General features: G+C 64.8%; 26 protein-coding genes and 1 pseudogene. 14 read left to right on the top strand and 13 right to left on the bottom strand.

Going from position 1 to position 24,788, the window contains the following annotated elements; genetic code table 11:
- Window positions 1–35: 35 nt before the first annotated feature.
- Window positions 36–674 (bottom strand): TetR family transcriptional regulator, encoded by a 639-nt coding sequence (locus PEP31012_RS11850; protein ID WP_150589534.1) that lies wholly within the window; start codon window positions 672–674, stop codon window positions 36–38.
- A gap of 104 nt (window positions 675–778) precedes the next feature.
- On the opposite strand from PEP31012_RS11850, the gene rsxB reads away from it, so the two are divergent.
- Together rsxB and nth are read left to right on the top strand one after the other, a co-directional pair.
- Window positions 779–1,684: an electron transport complex subunit RsxB gene (gene rsxB / locus PEP31012_RS11845; protein ID WP_150589533.1), complete on the top strand. Its 906-nt coding sequence runs from the start codon at window positions 779–781 to the stop codon at window positions 1,682–1,684.
- Between the two features lie 55 nt (window positions 1,685–1,739).
- A complete protein-coding gene (gene nth / locus PEP31012_RS11840; RefSeq protein WP_150589532.1) occupies window positions 1,740–2,384 on the top strand; it encodes an endonuclease III in 645 nt (214 codons plus the stop codon).
- A 109-nt stretch (window positions 2,385–2,493) separates the two neighbouring features.
- Here nth and PEP31012_RS11835 read toward each other — a convergent pair whose 3' ends face one another.
- Window positions 2,494–3,087, bottom strand: coding sequence for a malonic semialdehyde reductase (locus PEP31012_RS11835; protein ID WP_150589531.1), 594 nt, complete (start codon window positions 3,085–3,087; stop codon window positions 2,494–2,496).
- Window positions 3,088–3,178: 91 nt separating this feature from the next.
- Window positions 3,179–4,075, bottom strand: a complete 897-nt coding sequence (locus PEP31012_RS11830; RefSeq protein ID WP_150589530.1) for a DMT family transporter — start codon at window positions 4,073–4,075, stop codon at window positions 3,179–3,181.
- Window positions 4,076–4,278: 203 nt separating this feature from the next.
- Here PEP31012_RS11830 and PEP31012_RS11825 point away from each other — a divergent pair, with 203 nt between their 5' ends.
- On the top strand, window positions 4,279–4,710 hold the full coding sequence (locus PEP31012_RS11825) for a DUF1841 family protein (protein WP_150589529.1): 432 nt from the start codon (window positions 4,279–4,281) through the stop codon (window positions 4,708–4,710).
- 195 nt (window positions 4,711–4,905) lie between these two features.
- Here PEP31012_RS11825 and PEP31012_RS11820 read toward each other — a convergent pair whose 3' ends face one another.
- Both PEP31012_RS11820 and PEP31012_RS11815 read right to left on the bottom strand, forming a co-directional pair.
- Window positions 4,906–5,319 carry a c-type cytochrome gene (locus PEP31012_RS11820; protein WP_246171257.1) on the bottom strand — a complete coding sequence of 138 codons (414 nt, stop codon included), beginning with the start codon at window positions 5,317–5,319 and terminating at the stop codon, window positions 4,906–4,908.
- A gap of 25 nt (window positions 5,320–5,344) precedes the next feature.
- Complete coding sequence (locus PEP31012_RS11815; RefSeq protein WP_425494951.1) at window positions 5,345–5,716, bottom strand: c-type cytochrome; 372 nt, start codon at window positions 5,714–5,716, stop codon at window positions 5,345–5,347.
- A 281-nt stretch (window positions 5,717–5,997) separates the two neighbouring features.
- Here PEP31012_RS11815 and PEP31012_RS11810 point away from each other — a divergent pair, with 281 nt between their 5' ends.
- The 4 genes from PEP31012_RS11810 (at window position 5,998) to PEP31012_RS11795 (ending at window position 9,739) form a co-directional block, all read left to right on the top strand.
- Window positions 5,998–6,840 carry an AAA family ATPase gene (locus tag PEP31012_RS11810; RefSeq protein WP_150589528.1) on the top strand — a complete coding sequence of 281 codons (843 nt, stop codon included), beginning with the start codon at window positions 5,998–6,000 and terminating at the stop codon, window positions 6,838–6,840.
- A 13-nt stretch (window positions 6,841–6,853) separates the two neighbouring features.
- A complete protein-coding gene (locus PEP31012_RS11805; RefSeq protein ID WP_150589527.1) occupies window positions 6,854–8,029 on the top strand; it encodes a vWA domain-containing protein in 1,176 nt (391 codons plus the stop codon).
- Window positions 8,030–8,109: 80 nt separating this feature from the next.
- The gene (locus tag PEP31012_RS11800) at window positions 8,110–9,306 is read left to right on the top strand and encodes a benzoate/H(+) symporter BenE family transporter (RefSeq protein ID WP_150589526.1); all 1,197 of its coding nucleotides are present in this window, start codon (window positions 8,110–8,112) and stop codon (window positions 9,304–9,306) included.
- Window positions 9,307–9,400: 94 nt separating this feature from the next.
- Complete coding sequence (locus PEP31012_RS11795) at window positions 9,401–9,739, top strand: DUF2322 family protein (protein ID WP_150589679.1); 339 nt, start codon at window positions 9,401–9,403, stop codon at window positions 9,737–9,739.
- A 112-nt stretch (window positions 9,740–9,851) separates the two neighbouring features.
- Here the strand turns inward: PEP31012_RS11795 and PEP31012_RS11790 are convergent, their stop codons facing one another.
- Complete coding sequence (locus PEP31012_RS11790; protein WP_150589525.1) at window positions 9,852–10,694, bottom strand: class I SAM-dependent methyltransferase; 843 nt, start codon at window positions 10,692–10,694, stop codon at window positions 9,852–9,854.
- Between the two features lie 409 nt (window positions 10,695–11,103).
- On the opposite strand from PEP31012_RS11790, the gene PEP31012_RS11785 reads away from it, so the two are divergent.
- A complete protein-coding gene (locus PEP31012_RS11785; protein WP_150589524.1) occupies window positions 11,104–11,784 on the top strand; it encodes a type IV pili methyl-accepting chemotaxis transducer N-terminal domain-containing protein in 681 nt (226 codons plus the stop codon).
- A 43-nt stretch (window positions 11,785–11,827) separates the two neighbouring features.
- Here the strand turns inward: PEP31012_RS11785 and PEP31012_RS11780 are convergent, their stop codons facing one another.
- The 4 genes from PEP31012_RS11780 to PEP31012_RS11765 all read right to left on the bottom strand — a co-directional run bounded on the left by PEP31012_RS11780 (window position 11,828) and on the right by PEP31012_RS11765 (window position 16,760).
- The gene (locus PEP31012_RS11780; protein ID WP_150589523.1) at window positions 11,828–12,379 is read right to left on the bottom strand and encodes a DNA-deoxyinosine glycosylase; all 552 of its coding nucleotides are present in this window, start codon (window positions 12,377–12,379) and stop codon (window positions 11,828–11,830) included.
- Window positions 12,380–12,387: 8 nt separating this feature from the next.
- On the bottom strand, window positions 12,388–12,984 hold the full coding sequence (locus PEP31012_RS11775; RefSeq protein WP_150589522.1) for a chorismate--pyruvate lyase family protein: 597 nt from the start codon (window positions 12,982–12,984) through the stop codon (window positions 12,388–12,390).
- Between the two features lie 208 nt (window positions 12,985–13,192).
- Window positions 13,193–15,079: a molecular chaperone HtpG gene (htpG, locus tag PEP31012_RS11770; protein WP_150589521.1), complete on the bottom strand. Its 1,887-nt coding sequence runs from the start codon at window positions 15,077–15,079 to the stop codon at window positions 13,193–13,195.
- 253 nt (window positions 15,080–15,332) lie between these two features.
- Window positions 15,333–16,760 carry an aminotransferase-like domain-containing protein gene (locus PEP31012_RS11765; protein WP_425494954.1) on the bottom strand — a complete coding sequence of 476 codons (1,428 nt, stop codon included), beginning with the start codon at window positions 16,758–16,760 and terminating at the stop codon, window positions 15,333–15,335.
- A 268-nt stretch (window positions 16,761–17,028) separates the two neighbouring features.
- On the opposite strand from PEP31012_RS11765, the gene PEP31012_RS11760 reads away from it, so the two are divergent.
- From PEP31012_RS11760 to PEP31012_RS11740, 5 genes are all read left to right on the top strand, one after another.
- Window positions 17,029–17,382: a DUF2917 domain-containing protein gene (locus tag PEP31012_RS11760; protein ID WP_150589519.1), complete on the top strand. Its 354-nt coding sequence runs from the start codon at window positions 17,029–17,031 to the stop codon at window positions 17,380–17,382.
- Window positions 17,383–17,436: 54 nt separating this feature from the next.
- Window positions 17,437–18,123, top strand: a complete 687-nt coding sequence (locus tag PEP31012_RS11755) for a VOC family protein (protein ID WP_150589518.1) — start codon at window positions 17,437–17,439, stop codon at window positions 18,121–18,123.
- Window positions 18,124–18,196: 73 nt separating this feature from the next.
- A complete protein-coding gene (locus tag PEP31012_RS11750) occupies window positions 18,197–19,093 on the top strand; it encodes a DMT family transporter (RefSeq protein WP_150589517.1) in 897 nt (298 codons plus the stop codon).
- Window positions 19,094–19,234: 141 nt separating this feature from the next.
- On the top strand, window positions 19,235–20,425 hold the full coding sequence (locus PEP31012_RS11745) for an aminotransferase-like domain-containing protein (RefSeq protein WP_150589516.1): 1,191 nt from the start codon (window positions 19,235–19,237) through the stop codon (window positions 20,423–20,425).
- Window positions 20,426–20,593: 168 nt separating this feature from the next.
- Window positions 20,594–21,049 carry a RidA family protein gene (locus PEP31012_RS11740; protein ID WP_150563077.1) on the top strand — a complete coding sequence of 152 codons (456 nt, stop codon included), beginning with the start codon at window positions 20,594–20,596 and terminating at the stop codon, window positions 21,047–21,049.
- A gap of 201 nt (window positions 21,050–21,250) precedes the next feature.
- Here the strand turns inward: PEP31012_RS11740 and PEP31012_RS11735 are convergent, their stop codons facing one another.
- The 3 genes and pseudogenes from PEP31012_RS11735 to PEP31012_RS11725 form a co-directional block, all read right to left on the bottom strand.
- Complete coding sequence (locus PEP31012_RS11735) at window positions 21,251–22,042, bottom strand: SDR family NAD(P)-dependent oxidoreductase (protein WP_150589515.1); 792 nt, start codon at window positions 22,040–22,042, stop codon at window positions 21,251–21,253.
- A 75-nt stretch (window positions 22,043–22,117) separates the two neighbouring features.
- Window positions 22,118–22,435, bottom strand: a pseudogene (locus PEP31012_RS11730) (SDR family oxidoreductase); the annotation flags it as partial.
- Window positions 22,436–23,704, bottom strand: a complete 1,269-nt coding sequence (locus tag PEP31012_RS11725; protein WP_150589514.1) for an MFS transporter — start codon at window positions 23,702–23,704, stop codon at window positions 22,436–22,438.
- Window positions 23,705–23,835: 131 nt separating this feature from the next.
- On the opposite strand from PEP31012_RS11725, the gene PEP31012_RS11720 reads away from it, so the two are divergent.
- Window positions 23,836–24,759 (top strand): LysR substrate-binding domain-containing protein, encoded by a 924-nt coding sequence (locus PEP31012_RS11720; RefSeq protein WP_150589513.1) that lies wholly within the window; start codon window positions 23,836–23,838, stop codon window positions 24,757–24,759.
- Window positions 24,760–24,788 lie beyond the last annotated feature (29 nt).

The raw sequence follows: 24,788 nt of genomic DNA, 5'->3' as shown, positions 1-24,788 counted from the left end.
GGGCGATGCGGCAAGCGCCGTACGCGCTCACCCGATCATCGCGTGCGCAATGAATCCAGCAGCATTTGCGTGTTGAAAGCCGAATGCGACTGGCGCACGTCGCTGGCCATGAAGTCGCGTCCCATCACGATCGACAGCGTGTGGCGGTTCGACATCACGTAATACCCCATGGCCGAGATCGTCACGTACAGGTCGACCGGATCCACGCCCTGTCGGATTTCGCCGCTGGCCTCGCCGCGCTTGAGCGTCTGCGCGAGCAGTTCGACAATCGGCGAGACCTGCTGACGAATCTCGGTCGACTGACGCATCGACTTTGCGTCGTGCAGATTCTCGTTGTTGATGAGCCGGATCAGTTCCGGATGGTCGGCGTAATAGTCCCAGACGAAGTGGGCCAGCTCGGCCACGGCGTCGAGCGGCGCCAGCACGTCGAGCTTGAGCGCATGTTCCGCGCGGTTGAACTCGCCATAGACCTCTTCGAGCACCGCCAGGTAGAGCTGGTCCTTGTTGCCGAAGTAGTAGTACAGCATGCGTTCGTTGATGTCGGCTCGGCGTGCGATGCTGTCCACGCGCGCACCGCTTGAACCCCGCTCCGCAAACTCCTCGATCGCCGCGGCAAGAATGCGCTGGCGAGTGCGTTCGGGGTCCCGTTTGATCTTGGTTTGAGGTGTTGTCATGATCGGCCGGTCGTTCTCATCGGGCGGAATTATGGCACATCGGTTTCAGTGTTTCCGGAAAATGCAGGATAATTCGACTTTCCGCCGAATCCCCCTCAAACGACGTGTCCGAAGTTAGCGCGCTCGCGCAGCGCATCGATGCCCTTTTGCCCCAGACGCAGTGCACCAAGTGCGGTTACGCCGGGTGCCGCCCATATGCCGACGCCATCGCCAGCGGGCAAGCCAGCTACAACCAGTGCCCGCCGGGTGGTGCCGAGGGCGTCGCGCGTCTGGCCAGGCTGCTGGAGCGCCCCATCATTGCGCTGAATCCGGACAATGGCACCGAGCGCCCCCGCCCGCGCGCCGTCATCGACGAATCGCTGTGCATCGGTTGCACGCTCTGTATACAGGCCTGCCCCGTGGACGCCATCGTCGGCGCCGCCAAGCTGATGCATACCGTGATCGAAGATCGCTGCACCGGCTGCGATCTCTGCGTGCCGCCCTGCCCCGTCGACTGTATCGACATGGTGCCGGTCACCGGCGAGCGTACCGGCTGGGACGCGTGGTCGCAGACGCAAGCCGACGACGCGCGCTCGCATTTCGAGGCGCATCAGGCCCGTCTCGCGAAGGACCGGGCGGCGCGCGAAGCGCGTCTGGCCGCTCGCGCGGCGCGAGTGGCACCCGGCGCGCCCTCGGCGCCCTCGAAATCCACCACCGAGCACGACGCGTCGCCGGTAGCGCAAACCGCTGACGTGGCGCCGGCCGCCTCCCCCGCAGCCGACGAAGCCGCCGCTGCGACGGCGCGCAAGCAGGCCATCATCCAGGCAGCCTTGGCGCGTGCGAGAGAGAAGAAAGCCGCACTGGCGGCACAAGGGCTAGGACCGAAGAACACGGAGCATGTCTCCGCCGCCGTGCAGGCGCAGATCGACGAAGCGCAAGCGCGCCGCAAGCGCCTGGGCCTTGCGGCGGACGACGACGCCTCACCCTCGGGTGCCGATAGCGCCCCGCCGGAAGGCCAGTCACGCGGCTGAACGCGCCGTCACCCCATAACAAGACAGACACGCCACCATCCACGCGCCACCTGCCATGAACGACGCCAAACGCCGCGCCCTGTTCGAAACGCTGCAGCAACTCAATCCGCATCCGACGACGGAGCTGGAGTACACGTCGCCGTTCGAGTTGTTGATTGCCGTGCTGCTCTCTGCCCAGGCGACCGACGTCTCGGTGAACAAGGCCACTCGCAAGCTTTACGCCGTGGCGAACACGCCGGCGAAGATGCTCGCGCTGGGCGAGGCCGGTGTCGCCGATTACATCAAGACGATCGGGCTGTACCGCACCAAGGCCAAGAACGTCGTCGCCACCTGCCGGTTGCTGCTCGATGCGTATGGCGGCGAGGTGCCTCGCTCGCGCGAAGCACTCGAGGCGCTGCCAGGCGTCGGCCGCAAGACAGCCAACGTGGTGCTGAATACCGCGTTTGGCGAAGACACGATTGCCGTCGATACGCACATCTTTCGCGTGGCGAACCGCACTGGCCTCGCGCCCGGCAAGGATCCACTGGCCGTGGAGCTGGCGCTGGAGCGCGTTATCCCGCGCGAGTTCAAGCACGACGCCCATCACTGGCTCATCCTGCACGGCCGCTATGTGTGCAAGGCGCGCAAGCCCGAGTGCTGGCATTGCGCCATCGAGCCGCTGTGCGATTTCCGTCCCAAGACGCCCGCGCCGAAGGCCTGATTTGCTCGCCCGGTAACGAGGGCACAAACGACAACGGGCGGCCCGACACCGGGACCGCCCGTTTGTTCGGTACGCGCTGCGCGTGCGCGCAGCGCGCGGCAAACCCCGCTTAGATAATGCGTGCCGCCTCGTCGAACGACAGGCGCGGATTGCGCGGGAACAGCTTGCCGTGATCGCCGTAGCCCAGGTTGCAGATGAAGTTCACGCGCCACTCGGTGCCGGCGAAGAACGTATCGTTGACTTTCTGGGCATCGAAGCCGGCCATCGGACCGCAATCGAGGCCCAGCGCGCGCGCGGCGAGGATGAAGTAGCCGCCTTGCAGCGAGCTGTTCATATGCGCGGCACCGGCGGCCTTGGCGGGGTCGCTCGAGAACATCGGCACCATCTTGTCGGCACCGTTCGGGAACAACTTGGGCAGGTGCTCGTAGAACTTCAGGTCGTAAGCGATGATCGCCGTCACGGGGGCCGAGCGGGTCTTGTCGACGTTGCCCGGTGCCATGCATTCGAGCAGTTGGTTCTTCGCTTCCGGGCTCTTCACGAAGACCACGCGCGCAGGCGTGGTATTGGCCGACGTCGGGCCCCATTTGACGAGGTCGTACAGCTCACGCAGCGTGTCATCGCTGACCGGCTTGTCGAGCCACACGTTATGCGTGCGGGCATCGGTGAAAAGTTGGGCGATGGCTTCTTTGGCGATGATGCTCATGACAATGGACCTCGGGAGATGAGTAGCGAATGACCGGCGATTGTACCGTTGCCGCGCGACACGCGCTGACGCTGCAAAAATATCTTCAAGATCATGGGGTTGCCGCAGCACCGCGCGCCGACAGCCAGACCACCCCGGCCAGAATCAGCACGCCGCCGCCCAACTGTGCCGCCGTGAGCGTTTCGCCCAGCAGCATCGCGGCGAGCAGCACCGTGACGACCGGCTCCAGCGTCGAGAGCATCGAGGCGCGCCCCGCGCCCAGCCGCTGCAGGCCAGCGAAGAAGGTCAGAATGGCAACGACCGTCGAACAAACGGCAATGGCGGCGAGCGCCGCCCAGCCCCCGGTGCCCGTGGGCCATTGCAGCGGCAGCCCTTGAGAGGTTCGCACCGCCGCCATCATGCCGAACGAGACCGTGGCTGCCAGGCAGACGAGCGTGGCGGTCGCGCGGGCGTCGACACCGCGTGTCAGCCGTGCGCCGATCACGATGTAGCCCGAATAGATCAACGCCGCCGCCACGGCCAACGCCATCCCCAGCGGTTGCCCCTGCCCGCCACCAACGGTGAGCGCCGTGCCCAGCGAGCAGAGCACGAGTGCGCCGAGCGTCACGGGCGTGAGGCGTTCATGCAGGAAGATCGCCGCCAGGATCGTCACAAAGACCGGGTAAAGATAGAGCAGCAGCGCGACAAGCGACGCCTGCGCATATTGCAGCGCCCCGAAATAGCAGAGCGACTGGCCGACGTAGCCGATGCCGCCCATCAGCGCAATGCCGAGCGCCTGACGGCGCGACGGGAAGCGCACCCGCTGCAACCGGCACCAGGCCAGCAACAGGACGGCGGCGACGAAGAAGCGAAACAACAGCATCGCGAAGATGTCCGCGCCGGACGCCGCTGCCGCGCGCGCGAAGATCGCCATGGCGCCGAACGCCGATGCCGATACGGCAATCAGCGCGACGCCGGTCCAGGCCGAGGGACGGGGTGGCGGTGGCATGACGGCGACGTTGCCGGAGGGCGCGTGTGCGCGAGGGCTTTGCGACATGATTGGACAAATTGAGCGACAATACGGCGTGATTTTCAGGCGTTGGCGACGCGTTTCGCCCGCGCCTGGCCCGACGCACAGCGGCCATCGATCCGCCATTGTAGTCAAGGCGCGGCGCGCCGCAAGCGGCGACATCAGAACCCCACGGAGTCCCCATGTTCAATCCGAGCCGTGACGAAGTCCGGCAATTCTTCTGCACCACCTGGCAAAAGCAGCGCAGCGGCAGCATCCTCACGCCGCTCGAGACCATGGCCGCCGACTGGATCCAAGCCCACCCCGAGTACCACGACGCGCTGTCCGACACCGAAGACGCCAGCGCGCGCGATTACTCGCCCGAAGCCGGACAGACCAACCCGTTCCTGCATCTGTCGATGCACCTGGCGATCAGCGAGCAGGTCTCGATCGACCAGCCGCCGGGCATTCGTGCCGCCTACGAGAAACTGAGCCAACGACTGGATTCGCCCCACGAGGCGCAGCACCGCATCATGGAGTGCCTGGGACAAACGCTCTGGGAAGCGCAACGCAGCGGCCAGCCGCCCGACTCGGACGCCTACCTGCAGCGCATCGAGCAGCAAGCTTCTCGCTGAGCGCCGACGTCGACGTCGACGTCGACGGGCCAGTGTAACGACGGATCGGTGGATCGGCACATCGGCATGCAGGCATATCGGCGGTTCGTCAACGACGAACGCTGGTCGGCAGCCCCGATGCAGCGACGACGATTCCCCCTGAGGGTCGCCGTCGTCCCTCCCTGATGCCGAGCCCGAATATCGTGGCCGGACCGCTTACTTCTTCGTGACGAGATCGCCGGGCAGCGATTCGACATAGACCGAAATGTCCCGCAGCTCCTGCGAGGTGAATGGACGCGGCTTGCCGTCCTTACCGACCGTGGCGGGATTGGACATGACCTGCGCCTTCATGATCGCGTTGCTGCGACCGTAGATCAGGCTGGTTTCGTTCTGATAAGCCCGCAGCGCGTTGTACACGTAATCTGCGTATTGACCAGCCAGCTTCGGATACTCGGGGCTGATCGGCGCGTTCAGATTGGCGCCATGGCAGCTGGCGCACATGCCTTTCTCGACGAGCGCGCGTCCATTGGCGACATCGCCGGCGGCAAACGCCGAGCCGACCCCACCCGCGAGCACGGCGCCGAGCGCCAGGGATGCCGCCGCGGCGGCCTTTACCATCGAATGCTTCATCGTGATCTCCTCAGCCACGCACGTTTTACTTCTGGGGATTGACCGGCGTCGACGCCGTCTGTGCCGCGTAGTAGGCGGCAATGTCGACGATGTCCTGCTCGGTCAACGTGGCTGCGATGCCATGCATCGTCTGGAACTTGCGGTCGCCCTTGGCATACTCCTTCAGGGCGTTTTCAAGGTACTTCGCATTCTGTCCGCCGATCCGGGGCACGTGATAGACCTCGGGAAACGCGGTGCGATAGTCGGGAATGCCGTGGCAGCCAATACACATGGCGACCTTGTCCTTGGCCGCGTCGAGATTGGGCTTGAGATCGGCCGCATGCGCTGCACCGAGCGACATGAACGACGTGCTGCCGAGCGCCAGCGCCAGCGCCATCATCGTGAGGAACTTTTTCATGGTCTTCTTGGGAACGTTTTTGGTTGGAATACCGGCCCGCAACACGCAGGACGGCGTCCCGACTCCAAGGCCGCCGTCCTGTGAAAAAAGCAATCGATTGTAACCCACACCCTTCGTAGCGCAAACTCGGGGCTGACCCGCACAGTTCTCCGAAGTTTTTCCGCAAGCCCTTGATGTCACAGTCAATTTTCACCGCGCGAGCGAGCCGTATGCGCAATGTCTTATACTGAACTTTTTCCCTGCCCGGCCGGTAGGCCGGCTGTTTGCGGACGGCTCAGACAATGCGCTTCGAAGGCTCTTCCCAGTACGTCGCGACCGACGACCTCAAGCTCGCCGTGAACGCGGCGGCCACGCTGCAACGACCGCTGCTCATCAAGGGTGAACCCGGCACCGGCAAGACGATGCTCGCGGAGGAAGTCGCCGCCGCGCTCGACATGCCGCTGCTGCAATGGCACGTGAAGTCCACCACCAAGGCCCAGCAAGGCCTTTACGAATACGACGCCGTCTCGCGCCTGCGTGATTCGCAACTGGGCGACGAGCGGGTGCGCGATATCGCCAACTACATCGTCAAGGGCGTGCTCTGGCAGGCCTTCGAGGCCGACCAGCCCGTCGTGCTGCTGATCGACGAGATCGACAAGGCCGACATCGAATTCCCCAACGACCTGCTGCGCGAACTCGACCGCATGGAGTTCTATGTGTACGAGACGCGCCAGCTCGTGAGGGCACGCCACCGTCCGCTGGTCATCATCACGTCGAACAACGAAAAGGAACTGCCCGACGCGTTCCTGCGGCGCTGCTTCTTCCACTACATCAAGTTCCCCGAGCCGTCGACGATGCAGTCGATCATTGACGTGCATTTCCCGAACATTCGCCGCGAGCTGGTGAACGCCGCGATGGCGACCTTCTTCGAGGTGCGCGATATTCCCGGACTCAAGAAGAAGCCATCGACCTCGGAGCTGATCGACTGGCTCAAGCTGCTGATGGCCGAGGAGATCGGCCCGGAAGCGCTGCGCAGCGCCGACAACAAGCTCGCGATTCCGCCGCTGGCCGGCGCCCTGCTCAAGAACGAACAGGACATGCATCTGTTCGAGCGCCTCGTCTTCATGAATCGCGCCAATCGGTAAGCGCGCCTCCGTCATGCTGATCGACTTCTTCTATACCTTGCGCGCGGCGAAGCTGCCGGTCTCGGTCAAGGAATACCTGACGCTGCTCGAAGCGTTGCAGCGTCAGGTCATCGCGCCCTCGCTCGACGAGTTCTACTATCTGGCGCGCCTCTCGCTCATCAAGGACGAGAAGCACTACGACAAGTTCGATCAGGCTTTCGGCGCGTATTTCAAAGGCGTGCAACAAATCGTCGACGCCTCGGGCGAGGTGCCGCTCGAATGGCTCAAGCAGCGCATGCAACGCGAATTGTCGCCCGAAGACAAGGCGCGCATTCAGGCGTTGGGCGGGCTCGACAAGCTCATGGAACGCCTGAAGCAACTGTTCGACGAGCAGAAAGGCCGCCACGAAGGCGGCAACAAGTGGATCGGCACCGGCGGCACCTCGCCGTTCGGCAATGGCGGCTTCAACCCCGAAGGCATCCGCATCGGCGGCGAGAGCAACGGCAATCGCACAGCGCTCAAGGTGTGGGACCAGCGCACCTATCGCGACTACGACGACGCCGTGGAACTCGGCACGCGCAACATCAAGGTCGCGTTGCGGCGTCTGCGCAAGTTCGCGCGCGAGGGAGCGGCCGAGGAGCTGGATCTCGACGACACCATTCGCTCGACGGCGGCCAACGCCGGCTGGCTTGACCTGAAGCTCGTGCCGGAGCGTCACAACAACGTGAAGGTGTTGATGCTGCTCGACGTGGGCGGCTCGATGGACGACCATATCGCGCGCACCGAGGAGCTGTTCTCCGCGGCGAAATCCGAATTCAAGCATCTCGAGTTCTACTACTTCCACAACTGCGTCTACGACTACCTGTGGCGGCAGAACCGACGCCGCCACAATGAACGCTTTGAGACGTGGGACGTGCTGCGCAAATACCCGCCCGACTACAAACTGATCTTCGTGGGCGACGCCACCATGAGTCCGTACGAAGTGCTGCAGGCGGGCGGCTCGGTCGAGTACAACAACGCCGAAGCCGGGGCGGTGTGGTTGCGCCGCTTCATCGATCGCTACCCGCATCACGCCTGGCTCAATCCGGAACCCGAGGCGATATGGCAATATCGCCAGTCGATCTCGGTCATTCGCCAGCTATTCGCGGGGCGCATGTATCCGATTACGCTCGCCGGGCTGGAGTCGGCCATGCGCGTGCTGAGCAAGTAAGGCTCGCCGCCCGCGATAGCAAGGCGCGGCAGCACCAACGCACCAATAACGCAACACGAGACAAGAGACCGCTTCCCATCATGACGTCCAGCACGACTCCCCTGCCGCCGCTTCGACCGTTGGCGGACACGTCGCCATCGGCCATCGTCGCCGGCTTCGTGGCCATGATGACGGGCTACACCAGCTCGCTCATCCTGATGTTCCAGGCCGGACAGGCCGCCCACCTCACACCGGCACAGATTTCGTCCTGGATCTGGGCGCTGTCCATCGGCATGGGCGTGACGACCATCGGGCTGTCGCTGCGCTATCGCACGCCAGTGGTCGTGGCGTGGTCGACGCCGGGCGCCGCGCTGCTGATCACGTCGCTGCCGGGCGTGCCCTATGGCGAGGCCATCGGCGCGTTCATCGTCTGCAATGCGCTCATCGCCCTGTGCGGGTTGACGGGGGGCTTCGAGACGATCATGCGCCGGGTGCCGCCCGCGCTGGCGTCCGCGCTGCTCGCGGGGATCCTGTTTCGCATTGGGCTGGAGATCTTCGTCGCCGCACAGCACCAGACGGCGCTCGTGCTCGCGATGTTCTTCACGTATCTCGTCGTCAAGCGCTTCGCATCGCGTTACGCGATTCTGGTGGCGCTGATCGTAGGCACCGCCGTGGCGGGCGGGGTCGGCCTGCTCGATTTCAGCCACTTCCACGTCTCGCTCGCGCAGCCCGTGTGGACCACGCCGTCGTTCTCGCTGTCGGCGACGATCAGCATCGCGATCCCGTTGTTCGTGGTGGCGATGGCCTCGCAAAACGTGCCCGGGCTCGCCGTGCTGCGCGCCGACGGCTACAAGGTGCCGGCCTCGCCGCTCATCTCGACGACGGGCATCGCCTCGGTGCTGCTCGCGCCGTTCGGCTCGCACGGCATTCATCTGGCGGCCATCACGGCGGCCATCTGCACCGGACGCGAAGCCCACGAAGATCCGGCCAAGCGTTACACGGCGGCCGTGTGGTCGGGGGTGTTCTATCTGATCGCGGGCACGTTCGGGGCGACCATCGCGGCCTTGTTCGCGGCGTTTCCGAAGGCGCTTGTGGTCTCGATTGCCGCTCTCGCGCTGTTCGGCTCGATCATGAACGGCCTGGCCAATGCCATGCACGACACCCGCCAGCGCGAAGCCGCGCTCATCACGTTCATGGTGACGGCGTCGGGCCTGACGCTGCTGTCCGTCGGCTCGGCGTTCTGGGGTCTGATCGCGGGCGTGCTGACGCTGACGATCCTGCAATGGCGGCGCGCGTGAGCCTGGTATGAAACGCAGAGGGCCGAGGTGGTACCATTCGGCCCGCAACATTTTTCGAACGCAACGTAACCGCAGGAGCCGCACTACCATGGCAGTGATCGAACCGACCCCGGTCTTCAAGGACAACCTCGCACGGATGGCCGCCATCGGCAGCATCGAGGGTATCGCGCGCATTGCGCTGCGCGACGGCACGGGCGCGGTCGTGGCGACCATAGAGAACGCACCGGGCAAGCAAGGCTCGCTCGCCGTGTACCACTACCTCAAGCAGGCCTTCGGCACGCTCGACGCCAAGGCCGCCGAGCATGGGCTGGCTGTCTTCGGCGAGCACACGGCCGATGCGCGCAACCGCCCGGGCGCGCATCCGAACGTCGACCACCTGCTGGCGATTGTGGCAGGTGGCCAGCCACTGAGTATCGAGGAAGTCGCGGCCTGAGACGGCCAGTCCGTCGCGCCCAATGAAAAGCCAGCCTCGCGGCTGGCTTTTTTTGCATCCACGACAAGCATCGCCGCGCCGAGACGCGCAGAGGTGCCCTGACGCCGTGACGTCAGATCGTCAGCACCGGACCGCCGTCGCCGTTGGCCGAACGAAGCTGCTTGACCCAACGCTTGGCCGGCAGGCCCGTGGCGGCTTCCACCACCTTGGCGCGGGCTTCCACGTCCTTCCACTCGACCGACAGCAGCGGGCCGTTGAAGGCCAGCGCGATGACGTTGCCGTCGTGCACTTCCGGGAACTCGATCACGCGATTGTCGAAGGCCTGACGCAGACGTCGGATGTTCTTCGGATAGCTGTCGTGATCGCCGAACAGGTTCATCGTCAGCATGCCCGGTTCACGCAGCGTCGCGCGGCAGGCCTTGTAGAACGCAGGCGTGTCGTGCACGGGGCCGCGCGCGGTCGCATCGTAGAGATCGACTTGCAGCACGTCGACCGTGCCGTGCGTCGCGGTGTCGGTGACGAAATCCCACGCATCCGTTTCGAGCACCTTCAGTCGACGCGAGTCGTCCGGCAGGCTGAACATCGTGCGCGCGGCCACGACCACGGCCGGGTTCAGCTCCACGGCGGTGACCTGCGTGCGCGGGAACTGGCGATGCGAGAACTTGGTGAGCGAACCCGTGCCGAGGCCCAGTTGGACCACGTGCTTGGGTGCGCGCATGAACAGCAACCACGCCATCATCTGCTGCGCGTATTCCAGCTCGATCCGGTCAGGCTTGGACAGACGCATCGCCCCTTGCACCCACGGCGTGCCGAAATGCAGGTAACGCACGCCACCCATTTCGGAGAACGTCACCGGCGCAAAGCGCGGCTTGTACGCGGGACGGGGAGAACGGGCGGTGCGCTCGTCGCTGACGAACGCTTCGGCTTCGATGGATTTGCGTTTGATGAGGGTCATGTGTCCTTCGATGAAACTCGGGAGATTCCGATGGGAACGCATTGTACCGGGTTCGCTTCCCGCCCCCGTCGAGACGCCGCAACGCACGCGTCGTGATGACGCATCTGGCACAAGATCGGTGCCCTGGCCGGTGCCGCCGCACCATTTCGTTGCGCCCCGACGCCCGATGCCGCGGCTACGCGTGATGGCATGGATATTGCTGAAGTGAGGCACAGGCCAACGGCGGCCTGAAAACAAACTGGCAAGTCGCGATGACACGCTCCGACATGGAGTGTCCCGGGCAATGGCGCCCCGAAGCGAGAGGATCCCGCACCGGACCACCGGTTTGCAGGCCTCTCGCGTCGGGGCGCTTTTTCGTTGCCGGTCAGCGCGGTGCGCATCCGCCTCGACACTCCCTGTAAGGCATGGCATGAACGCTTTCTCTACTCAGTCAACCGAGGCCGAAGTGTCCGCCGAAACCATCGGCACCCTGATCAACCTGTCCGGCAGACAGCGCATGCTGTCGCAACGGATCATCCTCCAGTTGCTACTCGCTTCGCGTGGCGACACGGCTGCGCGCGATATCGCACGCCAGTGTCTGTCGATGTTCGAATCGGCGCATTCGGATCTCGCGGCGGGCAATGAGCGCTTTCCCGGCGCATTCTCGAACGCCTTGCAGCAGCTTTACTTCGGGAGTTCGCGCGCCGATGCGCGTATCCGCGACTTCATTGCTCAGGTCAGGATGGCAATAGATGCGCCCGCGGCGGGCACCAGCTCGCATGCGTCCTCCCTCGATGGACTGGTCGCGCAGGCCACGCCAATACTCGAACTGCTGCAGACCGTCACGCAGGCCTATCAGGAGGAATTGCACCGCTGCGAAGTCGCGGTACGCAAGCGTCAGGCCAATCTCGTGGAGCGCCTGAGCGGTATTTCAATGCAAGCGAACATCGTCGCCATCAATGCGCGCATCTCGGCGGCACGGGCCGGAGAGCATGGCAGGGAGTTCGCGGTGATCACGCAGGTGCTTGCGGACATCATCAAAGAGATGGATCAGTTGATCCGCAACGTCGTCGGGTCGACGGACGCGTCCAACGGCGCACCTCGTGCCTGATGCGCTAACGCCGCTGAAACGCTATCCCGGGCTGCGTTTGACGTCACGTGGCGACATGTCCTGGCGATGCCGGACGCGGTTCGCCAGACAACCACGCCTGCAATGCCTGCCACGTGCGAAGTTTTTCCGCGTATGCCAACGTGTAGGCCGGGCTGCTTGAGGGCAGCATCACGATCCGGTACCGATCCGCATGGCGGGCGAGCGCTTTCATGCCCAACCGGGCCGCCGTGCCGCCATTGAATGCAATCACCTCGAGACCCGGCAGCGTCTCGATAAGTCCGATCAGATCGTTGCCCGTATGGTCGCGGATATTGCTGTCGAGGCTACCCTTGCGTCGAGCCTCGGCAACCACGTCCCACAACCCGATGCGATGGGCGAGCAGCGCCCGCAGCTTCGCATCGTAGTCGAGCGACGGCAGGTCTTCGCGGATCGTATCGCCCACCAGATGCCAGAAGCGATTCTGCGGATGTGCGTAATACTGCTGGTGCGCCAGCGAGACGTCGCCGGGCAGGCTGCCCAGAATCAGGACGCGCGTTTGCGCATCCACCACCGGGGGAAAGTTGCGTTTGCGCTCCGAAATGGCAGCCGTCGTCATGGCATCCGTCAGGCGTAAGCCCGCGCACCCTGCGCCGCTTGCAGATGCCGCCAGAAACGCGGCAGGAACGCTTCGGTGACAAGCAACGGCGCCCCACGACGCACGAAAACCGAGCGACGCGCCCACAACCGCGCACGCGGGTTCGCACCGACGAGCGGGTCGCGCGCGTCATGGCGTGCACGGCCGTGCAGCAGATGGCGCGGCCCGAGCGGGCACGACACCAGCACGGAGCGCGTGACAGTGGGATCGTGATAGAGCAGATCGGCCAGCGGGCGTGTACGCAAGCGACGCATGGCCTGCCAGATCGAGCGGCTATAGGCGAGCGGCGTGACGCTGTGCGCCACGACCACCGGCTCGCCGTCAACCAGCAGAATGACATCGCGTGCCCACATCGGCGTGCGCAATGGCACACCGATGGCGCGGCACTGATCCGCGTCGGCCGGCATCACGCGCTCGGCCACGACACGCACGCTCACCCGGCCAAGGGTAGACAGATGACGCGTGAGCGCGCCGCCCCGGGTGAGCCAGTCTTTATGACGACGCGAGAGCGCCGGCGCCGGGACAGCCTGCCAGCGCCGCCCGCTTACATCGAATCGGAAAGTCATGGCTCGGCATTATAAAGGCGCAATGTCACTGCGCGGCGTCCGCGCAACGCGCCGTAGCTGCATCGCGGACAGCCGCCGGACACCCGCTCGGCACTGCCGATCCACCGCCCAGCAACGCTCGCGCCAACAACAAAAAGGCCCCCGCGACATGTCGACGCAAGGGCCCTCCAGCAACGCCGTCAGCGCTGCGCTGTCAGCACTACCGCCCTCAATGCGCGGCGAGCAGCAATGCGTTGGTGCGCTTCACATACGCCGCCGGATCGTCCAGGCTGCCGCCTTCGGCCAGCAGCGCCTGATCGAACAGCAGTTGCGCCCAGTCCGCCAGATCGGCGCGCTCGGCCGTCAGACGCTGGATCAACGCGTGCTCCGGGTTGATTTCGAGAATCGGACGGAATTCCGGCATCTTCTGCCCCGCCGCCTTCATCAAGCGCTGGAGCGTGCCGCTCATATCGTTCTCATCCGACACCAGGCACGACGGCGAATCGGTCAGACGGAACGTCACGCGCACGTCCTTGGCCTTGTCGCCGAGCACTTCCTTCATCTTTTCGATGAGCGGCTTGAGGTCGTCGCTCGTCTTCTCCTGCGCGGCCTTCTCCCCCGCATCTTCCAGCGCCCCCAGATCCAGGTCGCCACGCGCCACGCTCACGAGCGCCTTGCCGTCAAAGTCGTGCACGTACGAGAGCATCCACTCGTCGACGCGATCGGTCAGCAGCAGCACTTCCACGCCCTTCTTGCGGAAGACTTCCAGATGCGGGCTGTGGCTTGCCGCCACCCAGCTCTCGGCCGTGACATAGTAGATCTTGTCCTGACCGTCCTTCATGCGGCTGACGTAGTCGGCCAGCGACACGTTCTGCTCGGCCGAATCGTTTTGCGTGCTGGCGAAGCGCAACAACTTGGCAATGCGCTCGCGGTTCGCCTGATCCTCGCCCGTGCCTTCCTTGAGCACCTGCCCGAACGCGCCCCAGAACTGCGTGTACTTGTCCTTCTGGTTCTCGGCCAAATCTTCGAGCAAACTCAGCACGCGCTTCGCGCAGCCCTCGCGGATCGCCTTCACATCGCGGCTTTCCTGCAGAATTTCGCGCGACACATTGAGCGGCAGATCGGCGGAGTCGACCACCCCGCGCACGAAGCGCAGGTAGTTCGGCAACAGTTGTTCGGCGTCGTCCATGATGAACACGCGCTTGACGTACAACTTCAACCCGCCCTGCGAATTGCGGTCCCAGAGATCGTACGGCGCATGGCCCGGGACATACAGCAGTTGCGTATATTCGCTGCGGCCTTCGACGCGGTTGTGCGTCCAGGCCAGCGGCGCCTGCATATCGTGCGCGATGTGCTGATAAAACTGTGTGTACTGCTCGTCGGTGATCTCGCTCTTGCTGCGCGTCCACAGCGCGCTCGCCTGGTTGACGGTCTCGTCCGTCTCGGCAGGCACCATGGCCTTCTTCTCGTCGTCCCACGTCTCGCCGCGCATGACGATCGGCAGCGAAATGTGATCCGAATACTTGCGGATGATCGACTGGAGTTGCCACGACGAGAGCAGTTCGTCTTCGCCGTCGCGCAGATGCAGCGTGATGGCGGTGCCGCGCGGGGCGCGCTCGATGGTCTCGACCGTGAAGTCGCCCTCGCCCGCCGACGACCAGCGCACGCCTTCCGAGGCCGGCAGCCCGGCACGGCGCGACTCGACCGTCATGCGATCGGCGACGATGAAGCCCGAGTAAAAGCCCACGCCGAACTGGCCGATGAGCGCGGCGTCCTTCTGCTGATCGCCCGACAGGCGCGAGAAGAACTCCTTGGTGCCGGACTTGGCGATCGTGCCGAGATGCGCAATGGCTTCCTCGCGGCTCATGCCGATGCCGTTGTCCTCGATGGTGACGGTGCGGGCGTCCTTGTCGAACGACACGCGAATCTTGAGTTCCGGATCCTGCTCGTACAGCGCGGCGTTGTTGATCGCCTCGAAGCGCAGCTTGTCCGCGGCATCCGAAGCGTTGGAGATCAGTTCGCGCAGGAAGATTTCCTTGTTGCTGTACAGCGAATGAATCATCAGTTGCAGAAGCTGTTTGACTTCTGCCTGAAAGCTCATGGTGTCTTGCGCCATGGTCGGGAATCCTCGTGAATCGGTGAGATGGATGGAATATCGACGCGGACCGCCGGCCGACGCGCTTGCGCGCGCGCCGCCGAGCCGGGCGGTACCCGATGGAAATAGGGACGGCAGGACGGCATTTCAAGGCCGGCGGAAGGGTTATTTCGCGGCAGCTTGCGCAAAGATGGGCAGCATGGCGTCGAAACGTGGGGCAGCACCGTCGCGACAGCACGGGGAAGCCCCCCCGACGGGCGCGGGTTCACCCCGTTCAGGCGGCCAGTTCGAGCTGGCGCGAGAGGAACGTCAACATGGCGGGATCGCTGGAACAGGCGATATTCATGCGCATCCACGTACTCGGCGCCTGACGCGGCGAGAACAACGCCCCCGGCGCAAACAGGAAGCCCGCTTCGTGCCCGGCGGCGGCGACCGCGCTGGTGTCGACGCCCGTGTCGACCCAGAAGAACATCCCCGCCGTCGGTTCGCCGAACATGCGCAGGCCAATGCGCTCCAGATGCCGGCGCGTGCTGTCGCGCACCTCGTCCAGACGCGTGCGCAAGCGTTCCACGTGACGCCGGTAATGCCCCTCAGTCAACGCCTTGTAGACAATCCGCTCGTTGATCTCGGGCGTCGTCGACCCCGACAGCATCTTGTGATCGACGAAGGTCTTCGCCAGCGCCGGCGAGCACGCCACGAACGCCACCCGCAGGTTCGCGGCGAGCGTCTTCGAGAAGCTGCCCATGTAAATCACGCGCTTGAGCTGATCGAGACTCGCCAGACGCGCCACCGGCTGATGCGACGGGCACAGGTCGCAGTAGATGTCGTCTTCGAGCACCATGAAGTCGTACTGCTCGGCCAGACGCAGAATCTGGAACGCGCGCGCGGGCGTAAGCGACGTTCCGGTCGGATTCTGCAGGATCGAATTGAGGATCAGCAACTTGGGGCGATGCTGCTGCACCAGCCGCTCCAGCGCTGGCATGTCAATCCCGTCGGGGGTGTACGGCACACCGACGGTGTGCGCGCCTTGCGACGCGATGCGGCCGAACATGACGAACCACGCCGGGTCCCCCACCAGCACCGTATCGCCCGCGCGCACGTACAGACGCAGCAAAAAGTCCACCGCCTGCGTAATGCCCGATGTCAGCACGATCTGATCGGGCCGCGCCCCGATCTCGAGTTCCGCGAGTTGCGTCTGCAGTTGCACCCGCAGCGGCAGGAAGCCGTGCGGGTTGCCGCTTTGGAGCAGATGCGCGCTCGACTGACGGCTCATCGAGCGCATGGCCGAAGTCATCATGTCGGCATCGAGCCAGCTCGGCGGCAGATAGCCCATGCCCGGGCCGCGCTCCGGCGCGACCGAGTGAAGCATGCTGCGCACGAGCCAGGCCACATCGATGGGCCCCTGCGCGACCATCGGCGCTGCCGCGTTCTGCGGCGGCATCGCGGGCCGCTCGCGCACGTAAAAGCCCGAGCCGCGCCGCGCTTCGAGATAACCCTGCGCGACGAGCCGCTCATAGGCCTCGACGACGGAAAAGCGCGACACGCGTTTGTCTTCGGCGAGCGAGCGGATCGACGGCATGCGCATGCCCGGCAGGAAAACACGTTCCTCGATGCGCAGACTCGCCCAATGGACGAGCTGATCGACCAGCGTCATGCGCGACGTGTCGAGCGCGGCGTTGTCCGCCAGCACCAGCGGAGAAATGGGAGTCGGGGTCGTCATCGTCTATCCACCTGGGCCAATGTGACTGGCGCGTCGCGGTCAAAGTGTCTGCTGCGTTGGCGGCTACGCGGCGGTTCGGAATTTCGGGTACACCAGGTATGCCGGGTATGCCGGGCGTTACGCATCGGTCGCCACTGTACGCCTGCCAAAATCCCTGTCAATCCCGAACTGTACCGAAGATTACTTTGCCATCTGTACCGGTACTGTACCGGGATTAACCGATAAAGTGTCCTCTCAACTGGAGACCGCCATGCGTGAAATCCGACTCTTCGAACTGGACCCGGGACAGACCGTCTTCTGGCAGGCCCCGGCTGCCGAGCTACCGCAATCGCTTCAGGTGCTGCAAGGCGTCCTGTGGCTGACCGTGGAAGGCGAGCCCGCCGACCATTGGTTGCACGCCGGCGAGAGTTTCGAGATGCGAGCCGGTCAGCGCGTATGGCTCGGCACGTGGGAAGACGGCGCACGTCTGCGCGTGAGCCAGCCGGCGACGGCACGCTCTGTGTTCGCCGGCAAGCCCGCCCCGCGCGTCGGTTGGCGACTGGCGTGGCGCGATGTCGCCGTGCGCATGGCCAATCGGACGATGACGCGACTCTCGCGTGGATGACCCGAGGAAGGAACGAGGCGGAGTAAGCTATCGATTTTGCCGCCGGAACCCGCCATGACCGCACCCCACGCCCTGAAACTGGATCATCTCGTCGTTGCCGCGCAGACGCTGGAGGCGGGCGAAGCCCACGTCATCGCGCAGCTCGGCCTCACCGAGGTCGTGCCGCAGCGTGGCGGCAAGCACACGCGCATGGGCACGCACAACAGTTTGCTGGGGCTGTGGGGAGGTGCCTATCTCGAGATCATCGCCATCGATCCGCAGGCCCCGCCGCCGAGCCGCCCGCGCTGGTTCGGCCTCGACGACGACGCCGTGCAGGCGCGCCTCGCTCGCGGACCGTACCTTGCGCACTGGGTGGCGCGCGTGGATCGTCCGCGCTCGTTGCCGCGCTGGCAGGCCCAGTATCCGCAGCGGCTGGCTCCGGTCATGGCGATGCAGCGCGGCGCGTTGTCGTGGCAGATCGGCGTGCCCGACGACGGCAGCCTGCCCGCCTGGCAAGGCGCCGGACAAGGTCTCCTGCCGACACTGATTCAATGGGACGCGGCGCAACACCCAAGCGATGCGCTGCCGAGCGCCGATTGTGCCGTCACCGCATTGCGCGGCTTCCATCCGCAAGCGGCAGCGATCCAGGCGCAGTTGCAGTGGCTTGGGGCTGACACGCTTCTCAATGTCGAAGCCACGCTGGTCGAGCCGTCGCTCGCCGCGGAAATCGACACGCCTGACGGCCCGCGCACGCTGCGCTAGGCCCGTTGTACCGAACGCCCGGCGCACCGCAGGGCGGGCGGATGAACCAGAACGAGACACACGAGGCGACACCATGAATTCGCGCGAATCCCGGGGCATGCTGATCGGACTGATCGGCGTGCTGATCTTCAGCCTGACGTTGCCGATGACACGCATCGTCGTCGCGGAAGTCAACCCGCTGCTCAACGGACTGGGGCGCGCGCTGGTCGCCTCCGTGTTTGCGGGCGCGCTGCTCTGGTGGCGTCGTGAGGCGTGGCCTACGCGTCGTCAGATTAAGAGTCTCGCGATCACTTCGCTGGGCGTGATCATCGCGTTCCCGGTGTTCTCGGCTTGGGCGATGAAGACGATTCCCGCGTCGCACGGCGCGGTCGTCAACGGCTTGCAGCCGTTCTGTGTCGCGATCTACGCCTATTGGCTTGGCGGGGAACGGCCGTCGCGCGGGTTCTGGGGCTGCGCCCTCGTTGGCAGCGTGCTGGTGATTGCCTTCGCGCTGCGCGCCGGGGGCGGCAGCCTGCACGCCGCCGACGGGCTGATGCTGCTCGCGGTGGTCATCGGTGCGCTGGGCTATGCCGAAGGCGGCAAGCTCGCCCGCGAGATGGGCGGCTGGCAGGTGATCTGCTGGGCGCTCGTGGTGTCGGCGCCGGTGCTGGTGCTGCCGGTGGGCTGGCTAGCATGGCACCAGCCGTGGCCCGTCAGCGGCAAGGCATGGGGCGCGTTCGCCTATGTCACCCTGTTCTCGCAATTCATCGGCTTCTTCGCCTGGTATGCCGGTCTGGCCATGGGCGGCATCGCACGCGTGGGCCAAGTACAATTGCTGCAGATTTTCTTCACGATTGCGCTGTCCGCCCTCTTTTTCGGCGAACACGTCGACACGGCAACTTGGCTCTTCGCCGCCGGCGTCGTCCTGACCATCGCACTCGGCAAGCACATGAAGATCGGCGCCTCGCGACTCACGGGCAAACCGGTCTGAAGACGCGTCACGGCGCATGCGATCCCTGCGCCGCGACACGTCTGCCCCCCGGCGTTTGCGCCTGCCCCCACGCGCTCGGCACACGCAACGCCCGATACTCGCGGCCGCTCGATCCGGCCGCTTTCTCAAAGCGAGACCCTCATGCATGATTGGCAATATTCCGAACGTGCCCGCCATCTGACCAGCTCGGCGATTCGCGAAATCCTCAAGGTCACGGAGCGCCCGGACGTCATCTCGTTCGCCGGCGGCCTGCCGTCGCCCGCGACCTTCCCCATCGAGCGCATGCGTACGGCCGCCGAGCGCGTGCTGACCGAATCGCCGCAGGCCGCCTTGCAATACAGCGCCACCGAAGGCTTCGCCCCGCTGCGCGAATGGATCGCGAAACGCTACTCGCGCGACGGCCTGACGCTCGCCCCCGAGAATGTACTGATCACCACGGGGTCGCAACAGGGCCTCGATCTGATCGGCAAGATTTTCATCGACGAAGGCAGCCGCGTGCTCGTCGAAGCGCCGAGCTACCTGGGTGCGCTGCAATCGTTCTCGCTGTTCGCCCCGACGTATGTGCCGGTGCCCACCGACGAGCATGGCTTGCTGCCCGAGGCGCTCACGCCCGAGCAGACGAAGGGGGCGCGCTTCCTATACGCCATGCCCAACTTTCAGAACCCGACCGGACGCCGTCTGCCGATGGCGCGCCGCGAAGCGCTGGCCGCTGTGGCCAAGCGCGACGGTCTGGCGATCATCGAAGACGATCCCTACGGCGAACTCGACTACGAAGGTCAGCGCCTGCCAAGCCTCATGTCGCTCGCTCCGGAGCACGTGCTTTACATGGGGTCTTTCTCGAAGGTGCTCGCGCCAGGACTGCGCCTGGGATTCATCATCGGCCCGCAGGCGGTGATCGCCAAGCTCGTGCAGGCCAAGCAGGCCGCCGATCTGCACACGCCGAGCCTCACGCAGCGTATCGCCTACGAGGTTGTGAAGGACGGCTTCCTCGACACGCACATCCCATCGATCCGCACGCTCTACGCCGCGCAGGCCAACGCCATGCTGGCCTCGCTGGCGAAGCACATGCCGACAGGCACCACCTGGACCCCGCCGGCCGGCGGCATGTTCATCTGGTTGACATTGCCCGCCGGCATCGACACCATGCTGTTGCTGGAAAAAGCGATTGCGCAGAATGTGGCGTTCGTGCCCGGCGCGCCGTTCTATGTCGGCACGCCGCCCGCGAATACGCTCCGGCTGTCGTTCGTCACGGTGCCGCCCGAGAAGATCGAGGTCGGCGTTGCGCGCCTTGGGGCGCTCGTCGCCGAAGCGCTCGCGCGGCGCGCTGCCTGACGCGTTGGCCGTTTCCGCCAGCCTGGCGGTGCGCCAGGCTGGGCGCTGTGGCGATCGACGTGATCGACGTGATCGACGCGATAGGTCAAAATCGCCACACCAGCCTCTCACCTCACCTTTCGAACCGATGGTTCGGTCCGATTCAACGCCTCTGCAAGGAAGCCGTACATGTCCGTCTATGACAAATTGAAGCAACTGGGTATCGAACTGCCGACCGCGGGCGCGCCTGCCGCCGCCTACGTGATGAGCGCGCAGACCGGCAACACCGTTTTCCTCTCGGGCCACCTGCCGAAGAAGGATGGCAAGATCTGGACCGGCAAGCTCGGCCAGGACGTGAGCGTCGACGAAGGCAAGGCCGCGGCGCGTGCCGTCGCCATCGAGCTGATCGCCACGCTGCACGCGCACACGGGCGACCTGAACAAGGTCAAGCGCGTCGTGAAGCTGATGAGCCTGGTCAATTCGACGCAGGACTTCACCGACCAGCATCTGGTGACGAACGGCGCGTCGGAACTGATCGCCGAAGTCTTCGGCGATGCCGGCAAGCATGCGCGTTCGGCATTCGGCGTCGCGCAGATCCCGCTGGGCGCGTGCGTCGAAATCGAGCTGATCGCCGAACTCGCCTGACGAGCGTGCGATGACCGCCTGATGGCGTCGTGCATGGAGGCGTCGTGCATGGAGGCGTCGTGCATGGAGGCGTCGTGCATGGAGGCGTCGTGCATGGAGGCGTGCCGCATTGCGGCCGCCTCCAGCCCCCAACGTCAACGCCCCCCTCCAAACACGCATCGGGAAAACACGGGAAAAGCCGGCCGCAATGCCGGCGCAGACCTAGAAGGCGCTCTTGATCACGCCCCCGTCGGCTCGCAACGCCGCACCGGTCGTGGCCGATGCCAGCGGACTGGCGATATAGGCCACGAGGGACGCAATTTCCTGCGGCGAGGTAAATCGCTTGATGAGCGAGGTCGGGCGAACCGTCTCGAAGAATTCTTTCTCGAACGCTTCAAACGATTTGCCGTCGGCCTTTGCAAGCGTCTCCACGAATTCACCCACACCCCGCGATTTCGTCGGCCCCGGCAGAATGCTGTTGACGGTAATGCCCGTGCCGGCAACGGCCTCGGCCAGCCCACGCGAGACGGCAAGCTGCGCAGTTTTCGTCATTCCGTAGTGGATCATTTCCGTGGGAATCTGCACGGCACTTTCGCTCGAAATGAAAATAATGCGCCCCCAGTTGGACTGCCTCATCGCCGGCAGATACAAGCGGGCCAACCGTACGCCACTCAAGACATTGACGTCGAAGAATCGTTGCCAGTCCTCGTCGGGAATGGCTTCAAACGACTTGGGCTCGAAGATGCCCAGGTTATTCACCAGAATCTCCACCCCCGGATAGCGTCGCGCAAGTTCGTCCGCTGACGCGGCCGTGCTCAGGTCGCCCGCAAATCCGTAAACGTCGCCGCCAGTGTTCGCCCTCAGTTGCGTCACCACATCGTCGACCGATGACTGGATGCGGCCATTGACGATCACGCGCGCGCCTTCTTGCGCCAGTGTGCCGGCAATGGCGAGACCGATGCCGGCCGTGCTGCCGCTGACCAGTGCGAGTTTGCCCTTCAAATTCAGGTCCATGATGGATTTCCCTTTCCGTGAAAGACGTTGAGATGGCGACACGCCGTATCGAGCGACGCGATACCGCCAATGGACTCACGTACGCATGATCGAGGCACCGCCATCCACCAGCGCAGCCGTGCCCGTCACGAACGACAACTCGTCCAGCGTGAGGCAGAGCACCGAACGCGCCAGTGCTTCAGGCTTCGCGACGCGCTTGCGCGGATGCCGCCCCGTCACGAGCGCCTACGATGCATGGGTGTCGTTCATGTCGCGAGACATTTCCGTGTCCACGGTCCCCGACAACATGACGTTGACACGCACATCTTGCGCACCGTACCCGGCAGCAAGCGTCCGCGTCAAGCCGATCCGTCCGGCCTGGCTCGCTGCGAAGACTGCCGTGCCGGGAAACGATCAGCGAGGCTTGGCGCTGCCGTAAGCGCGGCGCATGGCGATCGCGACGGCGAGCGACAGCACGACCGCCACGGCCAGCAGGGCAATCACGCCATGCCAGCCGTGCGACTTGAGCATGACGCCCGAGTAGCTGCCGAGCAGGCTGGAGCCCATGTAGTAGAAAAACAGGTACAGTGCCGAGGCAATGGCCCGACCTTCGGTCGCGCGGCGTCCGACCCAACTGCTCGCGACGGTGTGCGCACCAAAGAAGCCGAACGTCAAGATCGCCAGCCCGATCACCACCCCCATGACCTGCGACGCCAGCAGCATCATCAGCCCCACCAGCGCCAATGCCACCAGCCCCCAGAGCAGCCGGGGACGTCCCACGCGGTCCGACAGCGGCCCCGCAATGAACGAGCCGATCACGCCGATCAGATACATCGCGAAGATCGCCCCGATGGCGGCGTGCGGCAGATGGAACGGCGGCGCCGACAGGTGGAAGCCCAGATAGTTGTAGACGCTCACGAAGCTGCCCATCATCAGGCCGGCAAACAGGTACAGGCCGAGCAGCGCCGGGTCGGCCAGATGGCGGCGCGCATGTCCGATCGCTTCGCGCACCGTCATGTCGCGCGGCGCAAAACGACGCGAATGCGGCAGGCTGCGAGCAAACTCCAGCCCCATCGCCAGACAGACCAGCCCGATCACTGCCACCGAGACGCGCCACGAGAACAGGTCGGCGATGAACGCGGACATCACGCGCCCGGCCATGCCCCCGAGAATGTTCCCGCCAATGTAGAGCCCCATCGACATGCCGAGCGAGCGCTGATCGATTTCCTCGCTCAGGTACGCCATCGCGATGGCCGGCAGTCCGGAAAGCGCCAGGCCCTTGAGCGCACCGAGAATCACGACCGTCTCGAAGTTGGTGGAGAAGGCGCTCGCGAGGGTCAGCACCGAGGAACTGAGCAGCGCAACCGTCATCATCCGCTTGCGGCTCACACGATCGGCGGCAACACACGTCACGAGCAGGCCGAGCGCCATCATCATCGTGGCGCCCGAGACCGACCAACTGGCCTGCGCCGGCGTGATGTCGAACGTGGTGGTCAGCAGCGGCAACAGCGACTGCATGCAGTACAACTGCGCAAACGTTGAAAAGCCGCCGAAAAAGAGCGCCCGACTGATGATGGCGTACTCGCGTGTGCCGCGGGCCACGCCCGCCGGAAGTTTGGCGGTCGGGGCGTTGCTACCTGCGGCCAGGCCGTTGGGAAGAGGAAGAGAGTTCGTTGATGCCATGACGCTGGATCGCCTCGCGCGAGCCTGGGGGGAAATGTATACAACGCATCATAGGTTTGCCGTTACCCCACGTCCAATATATATTTAAGTGATATTTCCATATATAAAAAGGATCAATCAAGGACTGATCGATGGAACTGCGTCATCTCCGCTACTTTGTTGCCGTCGCCGACACGTTGCACTTCAGCCGTGCAGCGCAAAAGCTCAATATCGGGCAGCCGCCGTTGTCCATGCAGATCCGTGCGTTGGAAGACGAGTTGGGGGTTCCCCTTTTCGAGCGCTCGCAGCGGCGCGTGTTTCTGACCAGCGCCGGACGGACGTTTCTCGTGCGGGCGCGACAGATCCTCGCCGACGCCGAAGCCGCACGCCTGGAGGTGCAACAGATTGCCGGACTCGATGCCGGGGAGTTGCGCATCGCCTTCACCACCTCAGCGCCGATGACGAATCTGATGAAGCGGGTGCTCACCGGCTACCGCCAGCGTTATCCGCGCGTGACGCTGACGTTGAGCGAACTGCCGTCCGAGCGGCAGCGAGACGCGCTCACCGAGCGCACACTCGACATCGGCCTGGTGCGCCAGGCGGAGGATGCGCCACCGATAGCGGGATTGAGTTTCGAGACGTTGATCGACGAAGCGCTGGTGGTCGTGCTGCACCAGGGACATGCGCTATCGGGACGCGCAAGCCTGTCCATGGCCGACCTGGCCAACGAGGCGTTCATCATGCATCCGCACGATGTCGGCACGGCCATCGACGGGAAAATACGGCGGATGTGCGAGCGCGCGGGGTTTACGCCGCGCGTCGTGCAGGAAGCCCGTGAGTCGACGACGATTGTCGCGCTTGCGGCGAGCGGGCTGGGCGTGGCAATCCTCCCAGCCGCCGTGAGATGCATTCAGATCGAAGGGGCATGCTTCATGGACCTTAGTGAGCCTGACGCCCACACGCCCCTGCTGCTGGCCAAGCGCCGCGACGACACGAGCCCGTTAGTGCAGGCGTTCGTCACGATTTGCCGCGAGGTGGCGGGTCGCCTTCACGAGACGCCGCCGCCTGGGGCATGATGCCCCACGACGCGCTGCCCCCTGCCCCC

Source organism: Pandoraea eparura (assembly GCF_902459725.1).
GTDB classification, from domain to species: Bacteria; Pseudomonadota; Gammaproteobacteria; order Burkholderiales; family Burkholderiaceae; genus Pandoraea; species Pandoraea eparura.
This window is presented reverse-complemented; position numbering and strand designations above follow the sequence as displayed.